General features: G+C 55.5%; 12 protein-coding genes. 6 read left to right on the top strand and 6 right to left on the bottom strand.

What is annotated here, in order from left to right; all coding sequences use genetic code 11:
- Positions 1-55: 55 nt before the first annotated feature.
- From AC2FH8_RS05840 to AC2FH8_RS05830, 3 genes are read left to right on the top strand one after another with little or no spacing between them, the layout of a single operon-like run.
- Positions 56-490, top strand: a complete 435-nt coding sequence (locus tag AC2FH8_RS05840) for a DUF302 domain-containing protein (protein ID WP_496688783.1) — start codon at positions 56-58, stop codon at positions 488-490.
- A 1-nt stretch (position 491) separates the two neighbouring features.
- A complete protein-coding gene (gene hemA, locus AC2FH8_RS05835) occupies positions 492-1,715 on the top strand; it encodes a 5-aminolevulinate synthase (RefSeq protein WP_496688781.1) in 1,224 nt (407 codons plus the stop codon).
- A 52-nt stretch (positions 1,716-1,767) separates the two neighbouring features.
- The gene (locus tag AC2FH8_RS05830) at positions 1,768-2,826 is read left to right on the top strand and encodes a YeeE/YedE family protein (protein ID WP_496688779.1); all 1,059 of its coding nucleotides are present in this window, start codon (positions 1,768-1,770) and stop codon (positions 2,824-2,826) included.
- A gap of 1 nt (position 2,827) precedes the next feature.
- Here the strand turns inward: AC2FH8_RS05830 and AC2FH8_RS05825 are convergent, their stop codons facing one another.
- From AC2FH8_RS05825 to tcuA, 3 genes are all read right to left on the bottom strand, one after another.
- Entirely contained in the window at positions 2,828-3,772 is a 945-nt protein-coding gene (locus AC2FH8_RS05825) for an MBL fold metallo-hydrolase (RefSeq protein WP_281995313.1), read from the bottom strand.
- On the bottom strand, positions 3,769-4,695 hold the full coding sequence (locus AC2FH8_RS05820; protein WP_496688777.1) for an MBL fold metallo-hydrolase: 927 nt from the start codon (positions 4,693-4,695) through the stop codon (positions 3,769-3,771). The genes AC2FH8_RS05825 and AC2FH8_RS05820 overlap by 4 nt, the downstream gene beginning before the upstream one ends.
- 766 nt (positions 4,696-5,461) lie before the next feature.
- The gene (gene tcuA, locus AC2FH8_RS05815) at positions 5,462-6,931 is read right to left on the bottom strand and encodes an FAD-dependent tricarballylate dehydrogenase TcuA (protein WP_496688774.1); all 1,470 of its coding nucleotides are present in this window, start codon (positions 6,929-6,931) and stop codon (positions 5,462-5,464) included.
- A 60-nt stretch (positions 6,932-6,991) separates the two neighbouring features.
- Here tcuA and AC2FH8_RS05810 point away from each other — a divergent pair, with 60 nt between their 5' ends.
- From AC2FH8_RS05810 to AC2FH8_RS05800, 3 genes are read left to right on the top strand one after another with little or no spacing between them, the layout of a single operon-like run.
- On the top strand, positions 6,992-7,642 hold the full coding sequence (locus tag AC2FH8_RS05810; RefSeq protein ID WP_281995160.1) for a GntR family transcriptional regulator: 651 nt from the start codon (positions 6,992-6,994) through the stop codon (positions 7,640-7,642).
- Positions 7,642-8,673, top strand: a complete 1,032-nt coding sequence (locus tag AC2FH8_RS05805; RefSeq protein WP_496688772.1) for an AbrB family transcriptional regulator — start codon at positions 7,642-7,644, stop codon at positions 8,671-8,673. The genes AC2FH8_RS05810 and AC2FH8_RS05805 overlap by 1 nt, the downstream gene beginning before the upstream one ends.
- The gene (locus AC2FH8_RS05800; RefSeq protein ID WP_281995162.1) at positions 8,670-9,356 is read left to right on the top strand and encodes a transporter substrate-binding domain-containing protein; all 687 of its coding nucleotides are present in this window, start codon (positions 8,670-8,672) and stop codon (positions 9,354-9,356) included. The genes AC2FH8_RS05805 and AC2FH8_RS05800 overlap by 4 nt, the downstream gene beginning before the upstream one ends.
- On the opposite strand, the gene AC2FH8_RS05795 is transcribed toward AC2FH8_RS05800, so the two are convergent.
- From AC2FH8_RS05795 to AC2FH8_RS05785, 3 genes are read right to left on the bottom strand one after another with little or no spacing between them, the layout of a single operon-like run.
- Positions 9,353-10,321 (bottom strand): D-2-hydroxyacid dehydrogenase family protein, encoded by a 969-nt coding sequence (locus tag AC2FH8_RS05795; RefSeq protein ID WP_281995163.1) that lies wholly within the window; start codon positions 10,319-10,321, stop codon positions 9,353-9,355. The genes AC2FH8_RS05800 and AC2FH8_RS05795 overlap by 4 nt on opposite strands.
- A 27-nt stretch (positions 10,322-10,348) precedes the next feature.
- A complete protein-coding gene (locus tag AC2FH8_RS05790; protein ID WP_281995164.1) occupies positions 10,349-11,440 on the bottom strand; it encodes a 4-oxalomesaconate tautomerase in 1,092 nt (363 codons plus the stop codon).
- Positions 11,437-13,464, bottom strand: a complete 2,028-nt coding sequence (locus AC2FH8_RS05785) for a tripartite tricarboxylate transporter permease (RefSeq protein ID WP_281995165.1) — start codon at positions 13,462-13,464, stop codon at positions 11,437-11,439. Before AC2FH8_RS05785 ends, AC2FH8_RS05790 begins: the two co-directional genes overlap by 4 nt.
- Positions 13,465-13,487: the final 23 nt, after the last annotated feature.

The following is a 13,487-nucleotide window of genomic DNA, read 5'->3' as shown; positions in this document are numbered from 1 at the left end:
CAAAGACCTTGATGAGCAATCTGAGAAGATGCGGCTCAAGAGGAGGATTAAAATCATGAAACACTTTATCGCTGTAGCCGCTTTTTCCACTGTTCTGGCGAGCCATGCGTTTGCAGAGGAGATCATCACCGCCCCATTTGACGGCAGTTTTGATGATGCAACCTTCGCCGTCGAGTCCGCGATTGTCGGACAGGGACTGGTCATCGACCATGTAAGCCACGTAGGCGACATGTTAAATCGTACGGGCGCTGATGTCGGCAGTGACAAGCAGATATTTGCGGCCGCAGACATCTTCATTTTCTGCTCGGCAAAAACCTCGCGCGAGGTGATGGAAGCCGACCCTATGAATATCGGATTCTGCCCCTACGGGATTTTTGTAGCCGAGGACGACAGTGGCGTGATGGTGGGATATCGAGGCTACCCTGACGGGCCAATGCAAAAGGTTCAGACTCTGTTATCCGAGATCGTCGAAGAGGCCGTAGGGAATTGAAATGAACTATCAGCAGTTTTTTCGTGATCAACTGGACCAGCTTCAAGATGAAGGGAACTATAGGGTCTTTGCGGATCTCGGAAGGCAATGCGGTGCATTCCCGACCGCGCGCAATTACGCAGAAGACGGTCCCGAAAAAGTCACTGTCTGGTGCTCAAATGATTATCTTGGCATGGGTCAACACCCCTGCATTCTTGCAGCAATGCACCAAGCGATTGATGAGTGTGGTGCCGGGGCGGGTGGTACGCGGAATATCTCTGGAACCACTCATGAGCACGTTTTGCTGGAACAGGAACTAGCCGACTTGCACTGCAAAGAGGCGGCATTGCTATTTACGTCCGGCTACGTTTCAAACTGGGCGGCTTTGGGAACTTTGGCCTCCCGCATTCCTGGTATCACCGTACTGTCAGACGAGTTGAACCATGCCTCGATGATTGAGGGAATTCGCCACAGCCGTTGTCAAAAGCGGATCTGGAAGCACAATGATATTGCAGACCTTGAAAGGCAGCTTGCTGACATACCAGCCAACGCACCAAAGCTCATTGCGTTCGAAAGCGTCTATTCCATGGATGGTGATATCGCGCCAGTTGCCGAGATCTGTGATCTGGCGGATCGCTATGGCGCGATGACCTATTTGGATGAGGTTCACGCCGTAGGGCTTTATGGACCGCGCGGCGGTGGCATCGCCGAACGTGAAGGCCTGATGGATCGCCTAACCGTTATCGAGGGGACATTAGGCAAAGCCTTCGGTGTCGTCGGTGGATACATCGCGGCGTCGAAAGAGCTTGTGGACTTCGTCCGGTCCTTTGCCAGCGGGTTTATCTTTACCACTGCATTGCCTCCGGCCGTAGCCGCAGGTGCGGCAGCCTCGGTTCGGCACCTGAAGCAAAGCAATGCGGAACGATATCTGCACCAGCAGCGAGTGCGCGAAGTTCGAGACAGGCTGGACGAACTGAGTATTCCCCATACTCCGAACCCAAGTCACATCATTCCGGTCATGGTCGGCGATCCGGTTAAGTGTCGCTTCATCTCTGATGTACTGATGCGTGACTATGGAATTTACATCCAGCCGATCAACTATCCAACCGTTCCCAAGGGAACGGAGCGTCTACGGATTACACCGTCGCCGATGCATTCTACTGAAGACGTGGATCGACTGGTATCTGCATTGGGTGAGTTGTGGACGCAATGCCAGTTGGCGCGCAGGCCAATGGTCGCGCAATGACAACTTGACCGAAGACAAGGATGCACACGCTACGAAGTGAGAGTTTCTGTTGATGGAGAGACTCATCGATCTGTTGGGAGACTCTGGCGCCTTGGCATTTGCCGGAGTGCTCGTCGGTATCTTGTTTGGCGTGACGGCTCAGAAGTCTCACTTTTGTTTAAGAGCGTCGGCAGTCGAAGTCGCCGAAGGCGAGTTAGGTCCCCGCTTGGCCGTTTGGCTGATCGCCTTCACCACTGCGCTAGCCTTGGTGCAGGTGCTTATCGCGTTTGAGTGGCTAGACCTTTCCGAGACACGTGCAATCGCGTCGACAGGTAGCCTGAGCGGCGCGGTAATTGGTGGAGCGATGTTCGGCGCAGGCATGGTTCTGGCGCGTGGATGTGCATCTCGCCTTTTGGTATTAGCCTCCTGCGGTAATCTGCGCGCACTGGTTACGGGGTTGGTTTTGACCTTAGTGGCTCAAGCCGCCTACACAGGTGTTCTTAGTCCCGCCCGCGAGTTGCTGTCTGGTATCTGGGCTGTCCTAGGAGGCGCGCCGCGTGATCTTTCAGAAATACTTGGGTTCTCGCCAACGGTTTATACAGCCGTTGCAGCGTTGGGATTGGTGTCGGCCATTGTCTTTGCGTCCCACCGGAAAGTCGCGCCTATAAGGATCATAGCGGCCGCAGGAGTTGGCCTGGCTGTGGCGCTCGGCTGGTTGATAACATTTGCCATCGCGCAAGCATCTTTTGAAGTCGTGCCTGTGTCTTCAGTCACGTTTACCGGACCGGCCACGGACACACTAATGGCGTTGGTTGCAAGTCGAAACGTTGTGTTGTCCTTCGGTATCGGCCTTGTCCCAGGCGTAGTAATTGGTGCGGCAGGCTCAGCCTTGACTGCAGGGGAGTGGAGGATCGAACGATTTGGCTCGGAAACTCCGATGGAACGCTACCTCGTAGGGGCTGTTCTCATGGGGTTTGGGGCCATGCTGGCGGGAGGTTGCGCGGTGGGTGCCGGGCTTTCAGGAGGGTCCGCCCTGTCATTGACCGCATGGGTTGCCGTATTTTTCATGTGGGTCGGGGCGATCAGCACGCATAGATTATTGATGCTAATCCCTGTTCCGCAACATTCCTGAGCTACTCGAATTCCATCTGTTCGAAAACGCGCCCTGCATTTTTCGTGGCCAGTTCTTCAAACGTGTCCAGGTTGGCGTAAGGTGACTGATCGACGTAGTAAGCCTCAGCCAGATCACCTCCTGCATCCATATGCTCTTGAATCTTGCCGCGCAGATATATCAGGTAGTCGCGTGTATAGCGGCGCACCTGATCCATGTTCGTAGGATGGCCGTGTCCCGGTATCACATAAGTGGCATCTAAAGCTTCGAATTCGGTGTCCCAAGTTTCAAGCCAATCCGCTGTATAGGTGTCTTGAAAGATTGGCAGCATGCGTTCGTGAAACGCCATGTCTCCCGCAATGACAAGGCTTTGGTTCGGCAACCAGATCGAGATATCGCCGGGACTATGGGCAGGGCCGAGGTACTTTGCCTCAATCCGGAATTCACCCATCTCAACCACGTATTCATCATCGAATGTCTCGGTTGGGCCGGCCAGGAATGTTCCGTCTGCCTTGTCCTGATTGTATCGCTGCATTCCTTGCAGAATTTGCAGGCCATATTCCTCGAATTCAGCCGCTGCTTCTGAATGTGCGATGATCGGAATGCCGAGTTCTGACCAGTAAGCGTTGCCAAGCATCGCGTGCCCCTGGCCATTCTCGTTGAAGACAAGTCTGACAGGCTGATCCGTGATGGCCTGAATTTCCTTGTGAAGCGCTTCGGCAAGGACATAGGCTGCACCGCCGTTTATGACGACTACACCTTCACCGGTTACAATGAAGCTGAGATTGTTGTTGTGACCAGAGTTTTCGTAGGTTGGTGGTGCGGTTGCGCCAATGGCGGAATAGACGCCAGGGAAATACTCGACCGGTTTGGAATACAGCACGCTTTGCGGATATTGGTCTGCAATTTCCTCGCTTGCCCAAGCTGGTGCGGCCAAGGCCAAGGCAATCGCAAGCGTTCGTATCATGTTGGTTCTCCAATGAACTTATACGCAGAGCCAGTTTTTTCGACCCGGCCGATTCCACCATTCGGCAGGTGGAAGCCAATTATCTTCATTTGCTCGCGAGAAATCTCATCTAGCAGCAAACTACGAGTTGCTGCAGCTGTCTGTGGATCCTGATCCGTACCACTGTGCCAATCAGGCCGTTCAAAAGCTACGTGTGGATTTCCCAACGCATCGCCGACAATCATCACGGATTCACTGCCGCTGCGGATTTCAAACGCCATGTGGCCGGGTGTGTGCCCAAAGCTTGCACGGGCGGCAATGCCTGGAAGGATCTCTTGTCCGTCGTCAAAGAACGCCACCTGATCCTCAATTTCTGCCATCCGGCGCTTCGCGCCTACAGCGAACGCAGCGCGATCTTCTCCTATTGAATCTACCGTTGAAGGGTTCCACCAATAATCCCACTCTTTACGGCCAAAGTGATGCGTCGCGTTGGGGAAAATCAGGTCGTCGAAGTCATCCAAAATGCCCCAGATGTGATCCGGGTGCGCATGGGTGAAAATCACGTGCGAAACGTCTTCGGGCGACAGGCCGATTGTTTCAACAGTTTCCATAAGTTTGCCAGACGTGGGCATGAAATCCGGCCCAGCTCCGACATCGAATAATACCGTGTTTTTACCATCACGATAGAGCGCCACGTTGCACTCTGGCTCGTACTTGGTCGTGCCCACTCGATTGCGATTCAGAAGCTGCTCGAGTTCTTCTTTCGGCATGGACCCAAAGACCATTTCCGGTGGCAATGACAGGTACCCGTCTGATACGGTTGAAATCCGAGCTGAAGAGCCGAGTTGCAACTCGGCCCTCACGATCCTGGATTGAGTACCAAGCATCCCAAGGCAAGCGGCGCTGTACAAGAAAGTGCGGCGAGAAAATGCATTTCCATCCATACACAATCAATAAAATGAATGTTATTATTTGTAAATGGAGAAAGAAAGGCTGTGTGTGCAAAGCTGCTTTCGTCTTGATCACTAAGAAGTCTACTCAACTTCTTCGGTACCGGCGGGTAAGTCAGCGATTACACCGGTGCCCCTGAGAGCCTGCATCTCAACTCTTGGAGCGAAATGGGACTGGTTGCGGCGTGTGGCGTTTCCCGCTTTTTCGTGACGATTCCCAGTTCTTTTTGAACACAAAATTCGTCTGCTGTTACCCAAAATGCCACCCAAACTATGTTTGCGGTACGTGAGAGCAACGCTGAGTTCACGTTTCTAACTGATATGTTATGGGGTTTTGGTAGCGGAGGAGGGACTTGAACCCCCGACACGCGGATTATGATTCAGTCTGACTTGCCCCACACAACGCCACAAGCTGCCCCAGCCAACCACATTAACTATTTGGCTTTGTTAGGATTAAGGTGTGCAGGCGGACACATGCAGCCACAACGCGACACACCCAACCACAGGGTTGTTTGTCACCCATACGCTACCCAGTCCTGAAAGCGGACATTGATGTGCAGCGTGGCGAATGACCGCTCCGAGCCCATAATTAACAATTTTCTGTGCCGCGGCTAAAGTCGGCTTTCGGGAGACCGGAATTGGAAAACATGTAATCCCGATCCGAACGCAAGTTAGCTATTCGTTCAGCGCTGCAAGACAGCTTTCCCGAAGCGGTCTTTGCCGCACTCAACAGCCGACGGTACAGATGTCATTGATTGTATTATGCCTGTGATGCCCCATACCCCGCACGGCGGCCAAATACAGCGCCTGACGTGAGGCCCGACCCGCCCGGGTAGCCCGCAAAAAAGACGCCGCCGACGATCTCGCCACATGCAAACAGGCCTGCAATTGTTGAGCCGTCCTCCCTTAGGACGCGACCCTTGGCGTCTACTTTCAATCCACCATAGGTGAATGTTATACCGCCAGTGACTGGAAACGCGCGGAAGGGTCCTTTGTTGATTTTCTGGGCCCAGTTTGATTTGGGCGGCGTCAAGCCAACGGTTGCTTTGCCATCCAGAACGGTTGGATCAAACGCAGTTTGAGCTTCCACCGCATCGTTGTAAGCGTCAAGCGTAGCGGTGGCTGCCTCTGCGTTCACGCCAGTCATCAGAGGCACCAGCGCCTCCAAGGTGTCAGCTTCCACAAAATGAGCGTCATGAAACCTGTATTCGGCGTAAAGCAGATCGAACACTTTGCTATCGAAAACCTGCCAAGCAAGCTGGCCTGGTTGTTCGAGAATGGCGGCACCATACTGCGCATAGGTATAGTTGCGGAAATTAGCACCTTCATCGACAAAGCGCGCACCGTCGGCATTCAGCATAACGCCCAAGAAATAAGAGATTTTGCGGTAGTTCTTGCGTTCACCAGCGGGCAAATCCAGATTGCCGAAGTCGGCCATATGCAAGTCCATCGGAGTGGCATGGCATCCAGCATAGAGGCCATATTCAGCCGCGCCAACATCGCGCGCCATTGTTAGCCCGTCGCCGGTATTATGCGGCGTGCCACGCACTTTCGCTGCTTTCCAGTTCGGGCCCATATGTTTGACCCGCATCTCGTCATTTGCCTCAAATCCACCGCAGGCAAGGATCACAGCGTCGGCATGCAGAACCTCATCACCAACGCGCACCCCGATGACGCGGTTATCTTCAGTCACCAGACCTGTGACAGCACTCTTGTAGCGGACAACGCCGCCCATCCGCTCAACCGCCGCCAGTTCCATGTCGAACAGGCCGACCCCCTCGTTCTCGGCTGCCAGCGTCAGACCACCCCAAAACACATGACGCCCGTCTTTTTCAAAACTTTGACGGCTATAGATCGGCTCGAACTTTACATCATGCGAAGCAAGCCAGCGCATGGTTTCGCCAGATAGGTTGACGAGCGCTTCTTGCTCCTCAGACAGTGGACGGCCATCGTTGAAGCCGAGCAGGTCATTGCCGAATTTCCCTGTGTCATAGCCACCGAAATCAGCCTTCTGCACGCGAGGGTCATCGGGGTTACGCAACAGCGGCAAAAGATCCTCAGCCCCGTTATAGGCAAACCGCATGGCACCCGCGGTGTATTTTGTATTGCCGCCAGCCAAAGCCTGATCCGCCTTTTCCAGTAGTGTCACCTGCGCCCCGTTTTCCAACGCTGCGATCGCGGCACAAAGGGCGGCATTACCTGTTCCGACGACAATCACTGATTTTGACACTGGTGTTTCCTTCTCGTATGGCTATTGTATCCGAGTGGATACAATTTGGGCTTCACTAGAATGCACAGCACAGAATTGCAAGACATGTCTCAGGGCGAACTTGCTTACTACCGTTTGCATGCGGCGATCAGAACGGGAGAATTCCTGCCCGGTGACCGTCTGCGCGAGATCGATGTTGCCAAAAAATTGGACCTGTCGCGCACACCGGTGCGAGAAGCGTTGCGCAAGCTTGAGAACGACGGGATCGTCGAGCATCGCCCCCGTTTAGGCGCTGTCATTCGCACGCTGAGCACCACAGAAATCGTTGAGCTCTATGAAATGCGGCTCGTCCTTGAACGTACCGCCGCAGAGATGGCAGCCAAACATGCAAACCCCGCCGAGGTCGACCTTCTCAAGGATATCAACCAACAAATTGATGGCGCGGGGCAAGACACCCCCCGCGCAGCCGCCCTCAATCAGGATTTTCACCGCAGCATATACCTTGCAACCCGCAACCGCTTTCTGCTCGCGTCGGCCCGTGCGCTTAACAATGCGTTGATTTTACTGGGACCGACCACGCTGGATGACGAAGCGCGGATCAAAACGGTCCGCAGTCAGCACGAACAGATCATCACAGCTATCGCCGCAGGGGATCAACAGGCGGCGGGTGACGCGGCAGAGGCGCATTTGCAGACCTCCCTGCGCCACAGGCTGAAGGTGCTACAATCGTGATGCCGCGTATCTACGCGTTTGCGGTTGCCGCGATTGGCGTTCTTGCTTTCAAGATTATGCACTTACCACTGCCTTGGTTGCTGGGGCCGATCTTTGCCTGCCTGATCGCCTCATTGGTTGGTGTGCCGATGCGAGGGATTAAAATGGTGCATGATGGCATGCGTACTATTTTGGGCGTCGCTGTGGGCGCTACATTTACAACAACGCTGCTGGTTTCCATGGCGGGGATGTGGCCGACCTTGCTGATGATCCCCGTGATGACCGGCTGTATCGGCGTGATCGGCGTGCTCTATTTCCAGCGGCTCTGGGGCTTTGATTTTCCGACCAGTTATTATTCCGCCATGCCGGGCGGCTTGCAGGATATGCTTGTTTTTGGAGAAGAAGCTGGCGGCGATGTGCGCGCCTTGTCCCTCATCCACGCCACACGGGTTCTTGTGATCGTGGTTGTGCTTCCGTTTCTGCTGACTTGGGTCTGGGATGCCGATCTGAGCAACCCGCCGGGTGCGCCTGCGGCCAGTATTGAAGTTGTCCAACTGGGGCTCATGGTGTTTTGCGGTCTCGCTGGCTGGCAGATCGCGAAACGGGTGGGCATGTTCGGTGCCGCGATTCTGGGGCCGCTTCTACTGGCCGCGGCATTTGCACTCACTGGAATTCTGAACCACCGCCCGCCGGCAGAGGCAATCTGGGCCGCACAGTTCTTCATCGGTATGGGCGTGGGCAGTAAATACGCGGGTGTCACCATGGCCGAAGTGCGCACGGATGTAACGGCAGGTCTGGGGTTTTGTATGATCCTTCTGGTGCTGACCATCATTTTCGCCGAGACCATCCACCTTGCTGGCCTTGCCCCGCCAATGGAAACGATCCTTGCCTTTGCGCCGGGGGGACAGGCAGAGTTGACAGTGCTGGCTTTGATCGTAGGGGCGGATATGGCCTTTGTGGTGGCGCATCATGTGCTGCGCATATTCGTGGTCATCCTTGGTGCGCCGCTGTTCGTACGGTTGTTTGATGCAAACTCTGGAGGAAAGGAATGACGATGCAGGCAGAGTTGAAAACACTGGCACGGGGCGGCGTGTTGCGCGTGGCCATCAATACGGGCAATCGCGCGTTGGTCCAGCAGGAGGGCAACAACTTGTCTGGCGTAAGCCCTGCGTTGGCCAGACGACTGGCCGAGGAGATCGGCGCGCGGATGGAGCCTGTTATCTACAGCGGCGCTGGCAAGGTCTTTGACGATGCAAGCCTCGACAAATGGGACGTGGGATTTCTTGCGATTGATCCCATGCGAGCCGAAAAAATCGGCTTCACCCAACCCTATATCGTGATTGAGGCCACCTATGCGGTACGCACGGATGCCCCGTTCAAAGACATAGAGGATGTGGATGCTGCGGGCGTAAAGGTATTAACATCCACGGGATCAGCCTATGATATGCATCTGACCAAGAGCCTCAAACATGCTGCGCTGGAACGCTCGGGCACGCCACCTGAAAGCTTTGAGGAGTTCCGCGCAGGCCGATGTGATGCCGTGGCCGGTGTCCGCGCCTCACTGGAGGGGGCTTTTGCAGGATCGCCCGATATCCGCATTTTGTCCGGCGTGCTGACCTCTGTTCGCCAAGCGATGGTGCTGCCTGACACCACAGACCCACGCATCGCAGCGCTCAATGACTTTGTAGGTCGTGCGATCGAGGACGGGTTCGTCGAGGCCGCGCAAAACGCTTAAAGATAGACTTCGGGGTTGATCATATGGATCGGCGCGCCAGCGGCAAAGGCGTTGATCTGGTCAAAGATGTCGGAGAATTGAAGATCAAACTCATCTTCGGTCACAAAACCGATATGAGGTGTAGCCAGCACATTGGGGTGGGTCAGAAGGATGTTTGACGTGTCGGTCAGCGGCTCGTGATCAAATACGTCCACAGCGGCGTGCAGCCCGCCTTTTGCCACTTGGGCCTCCAACGCGCCTGCCTCCACCAAGCCTGAGCGTGACGTGTTCACGAAAAGCGCGCGTGGCTGCATCTGCGCCAGATCAGCGGCGGTGATTAGGCCGCGCGTTTCGGGCTTCAGCCGTACATGAACGCTGACAATATCCGAAGTCGCAAAGAACGCCTCGCGTGATGCAGCAACCGTTTCACCCGCCGCGAGAGCGCGTGCGCGTCCAGCCTCTGATCCCCACCATTGCACAGTGATACCCAGCGCTTTCGCATATTGCGCTACCGCACCCGCGATGCGCCCATAACCATAAAGCCCAAGCGTTCTGCCGCGCAGCGTGCGACCAACACCCGATTGCCAGTGGCCCACCTTGATCGACGCGGTCTGCTGCGGGATCTGGCGGTAGCTGGCAAGGATCAGGGCAAGCGTATGTTCAGCCGCTGCATAGGAGGGCGCGCCCGCGTGCATGTTGGAGCTCAGCAGGACGCTATGCGCCGTACAGGCGGCCACATCCACATGGGGGTAGACACTGCGCTGGGAAATAAGCTTGAGGTTTGGCAAACCTGCAAGCAAATCTGCACCAACCTTCGTGCGCTCGCGAAACAGCACCAGCGCCTCGGCGTCGCGCATCCGTGCGGCCAGTTTTAACGGATCGGGTTCGTGGTCGGTCCAGACGGTGACCTCGTGATCTGCCAGTTTCGCAAAACACGGCAGACTGCGCAGTGTATCGAACCAATCGTCGAGAATGTGAACTTTCATCGGTCTATTTCCTTGTAACAGGTAGTGTCAGACACCAGCCCATACTGATGCAGGGACAAAAACGCTTCCAGCGGCAATCTTGCGCGCTGTGCGGATCAACCCTGCAGATTTAACCTCGAACCCCGCATCGGTCTGCGCGTAGTCTACGACCACATCTATGCTGCCGGAGGCATGCTCAAGCGTGATGGCGGCAGGAACTTCATTTGGCTTTGCTGCCATCCCTTCCGCAACCGTGCCTGGCGTCAGGACGCAAGCGGCAAGACATTGCGCACCGGTTACGGCCATCGTCGGATGGGTGTTCCACGGCATGAAATACCGCGTGGCGATGGTCCCCCCTGCCCGCGCAGGTGCCAAAAGCCCGAATTTGGGCGTCACGGATTTGGCGACATCGCCCATCCCCATCATTGCCCCAGCCTTGATGCGCAGGGCCTCCATCTTGGCAAAGAAATCGCGATTTTCATCCAGCTCGGCTGCGCTCTCCGTTCCGGTCAGGCCAAAATCACTGGCCTTGGCGATCACCATCGGCATTGCGACATCCATGCAGCTAACAGCAATCCCGTCGATGACATCAACCAGATTTCCCGTGGGCAGAAAGGCACCGGTGACGCCACCGACTGTCTCCATGAACTGCAAGGCTACAGGTGCCGAACTCCCCGGCACGCCGTCAATCTGCGCATTGCCGTCATAGCTGACCTGACGATCTGGCGTTTGCACAACGGCGGCAACCCGCGCTTGCGTGTTCACTGCACGAATGTTTACAGCCGTCTCGCCGTCTTGAGCCGTTACCAGCCCCATTTCGATCGCGGCAGGTCCGACCCCAGACAGGATATTGCCGCAAGTGGGTTTGAAATCCACCAACCGGTCCTCGACGCTTACTTGCGCAAAGAGATAGTCCACATCGGCCCATTCATCGTCGGACTTTGACAGCATCGCGACCTTGGTTGTCACAGCAGCGCCGCCGCCGATCCCGTCAATGTTGAGCGGATGACCTGAGCCAACGATGGCGATGAGTACCTGTGTCAAGGTTTCAAGATCATCCGGCAGATCCGCGCGGTTTAGGTAGGGACCACGCGAGGTGCCACCGCGCATGAAAAGGAAAGGGATTTCTGTTTGGATCATGTGAACGGCCATGGGAGGGTGAAATATTCCTGTAAAAGACCAGGCGGAAAATCGCGGTTCAAAAGCCATGCCATGGCGCAAATAAACGCGAGACCTGCGGCGGTATATCCGGCCGCAAAGACCATGCTGACCCGCGCGCGGATCACCATGAAGGCGAATAAGAAGATCGTCAGCGCAAGGATGAATCCCAGCAGTGAGGTCAGCACAAGCAGCGCCCCGAACCATGCCAGCGTTGGCCACAATCCATGGGTCGCGTGCGCATCCTCGCCGTTCAATTCACGGTCGGCAAAAATCGTGTCCGTCTCGGACTTGAGCATCATGCGGATGATGAGAAAAGCACAGCCGATCAGGCAAATGCTTGCTACAAAGATCGGGAAGGTCCGGTCGCGGCTGTAGCTGGGGATCGACATCGCATCATACAACGCATAGCCGATGAAGGCGGTTACAAGCAGCATGAAGACCATCGGGGCGCGCTTGGATCCTGCTGTGATATCGCCTTCGGCCATGATGTGTTTGGCCTGACGCAGCCCAAGCACAACCGAGATCACCGTGATGATCACCAAGATGATAACAATGGGCGAAAAGATGTAGTCGATCCCTTCGCCAAACCCTTTGCGAAAGCGCGATTGCGCGATCTGAATCGCTTGGTTTGCGTAGGTTTCAGCAGGATTTGATAAGACGAAACCGATAAGGAAGGCTGGTCGCGACCAGTCAAACCGCCGCATCAGGATGCCGAGGAACCCGATAGCGAACAGTGCCACGAGGTCCATCAGGTTCTGGCCTGACTGGAACGCCGCAAAGCTGATGATCATAAACAGGAAGGGCGCCAGCAGAACAAAGCGAATAGTTGTCAGCTTTGCGATGCCCCCAGAGGCGGCGATACAAATGACTGTGCCAACCACGTTTGCCAGCGCCAGCAGCCAAACGATAGCGTAGGTAATATCGAGGTTGTTCTTTAGCATCGCAGGACCAACTTCGATCTGGCCAGATCCCAATAGGGCAATCGCACCGATGAAAATCGCCATAGAGCCTGAGCCGGGAATGCCGAAGAGCAAGGTGGGTACCAGCCCGCCCCCTTCTTTTGCGTTATTCGAACTCTCAGGCCCGATCACGCCACGCACTTCGCCTTTGCCGAAGTTGGATTTGTCTTTTGTCGTTTGCACCGCGTGGCCGTAAGCGATCCAGTCTACCACTGACCCGCCAAGACCGGGAATAACGCCCACGATAACCCCGATGATAGAGCACCGCACAGACAGCCAGATATTGGCGAACCAGTCTTTGACGCCATCAATCCAGCCACCGCCGATTTGCGGCTCTTGGCTGATGGCGCGGTCTTGACGCAGCAGCGAGATGATCTCGGGGATGGCAAAGATACCAAGGCCCACGATCACGAGTTTCAGCCCGTCTGTCAGATAGGGGAAATCATAGGACGACATGCGCAGATCGCCCGACGACGCGCCTTCGCCAATCATACCGATCAACATGCCAAGGCCTGCCGCTACAATCCCTTTGATCGCAATACGACCAGCAAGAATGCCAACCATAGACAGGCCAAAGATGGTGATCATCAACAATTCAGGGGTGCGGAATTCCAGCACGATGGGACGTGCAATCAGGATGAACACGGTCAGAAAGGTGGCTCCGACCAGACCGCCGAACAAGGAAGAGGCAAAGGCCGCAGAAAGCGCACGCGCCGCCTGACCCTTTTTCGCCATGGGAAAGCCGTCGAGCACAGTCGCCTGACTGGCCGAAGACCCCGGAATACCCATAAGAACAGAGGCAAAAGTATCGGATGTCGGGACAACCGCAACCATCCCGATCATCAGCGCCAGACCCAAAATCGGATCCATCCCGAACATAAACGGGAGCAACAGCGACAGGCCCGCAATCCCGCCCAATCCAGGGAATACACCGATGCAAAGCCCCATTAGAACACCCATGACCAGATATCCCAACACCACAGGCTGTAATATCAATGTCCAGGCATCGCCAAATGCAGGCAGAGCCTCCATGATGACTTCCATGAAAATTCTCCCACTTTCCTTAG

This window comes from Ruegeria sp. CDSC025, from assembly GCF_059610805.1.
The sequence above is the reverse complement of the archived record's forward strand: the minus strand, read 5'-3'. Positions and strand labels throughout refer to the sequence as shown.

Coding starts and splice junctions, on each gene's coding strand:
- AC2FH8_RS05825 (WP_281995313.1), bottom strand. CDS start 3,772: ATGATACGAACGCTTGCGATTGCCTTGGCCTTGGCCGCACCAGCTTGG.
- AC2FH8_RS05790 (WP_281995164.1), bottom strand. CDS start 11,440: ATGATCCAAACAGAAATCCCTTTCCTTTTCATGCGCGGTGGCACCTCG.
- hemA (WP_496688781.1), top strand. CDS start 492: ATGAACTATCAGCAGTTTTTTCGTGATCAACTGGACCAGCTTCAAGAT.
- AC2FH8_RS05810 (WP_281995160.1), top strand. CDS start 6,992: ATGCACAGCACAGAATTGCAAGACATGTCTCAGGGCGAACTTGCTTAC.
- AC2FH8_RS05840 (WP_496688783.1), top strand. CDS start 56: ATGAAACACTTTATCGCTGTAGCCGCTTTTTCCACTGTTCTGGCGAGC.
- AC2FH8_RS05785 (WP_281995165.1), bottom strand. CDS start 13,464: ATGGAAGTCATCATGGAGGCTCTGCCTGCATTTGGCGATGCCTGGACA.
- AC2FH8_RS05820 (WP_496688777.1), bottom strand. CDS start 4,695: ATGGATGGAAATGCATTTTCTCGCCGCACTTTCTTGTACAGCGCCGCT.
- AC2FH8_RS05805 (WP_496688772.1), top strand. CDS start 7,642: ATGCCGCGTATCTACGCGTTTGCGGTTGCCGCGATTGGCGTTCTTGCT.
- AC2FH8_RS05800 (WP_281995162.1), top strand. CDS start 8,670: ATGACGATGCAGGCAGAGTTGAAAACACTGGCACGGGGCGGCGTGTTG.
- AC2FH8_RS05830 (WP_496688779.1), top strand. CDS start 1,768: ATGGAGAGACTCATCGATCTGTTGGGAGACTCTGGCGCCTTGGCATTT.
- AC2FH8_RS05795 (WP_281995163.1), bottom strand. CDS start 10,321: ATGAAAGTTCACATTCTCGACGATTGGTTCGATACACTGCGCAGTCTG.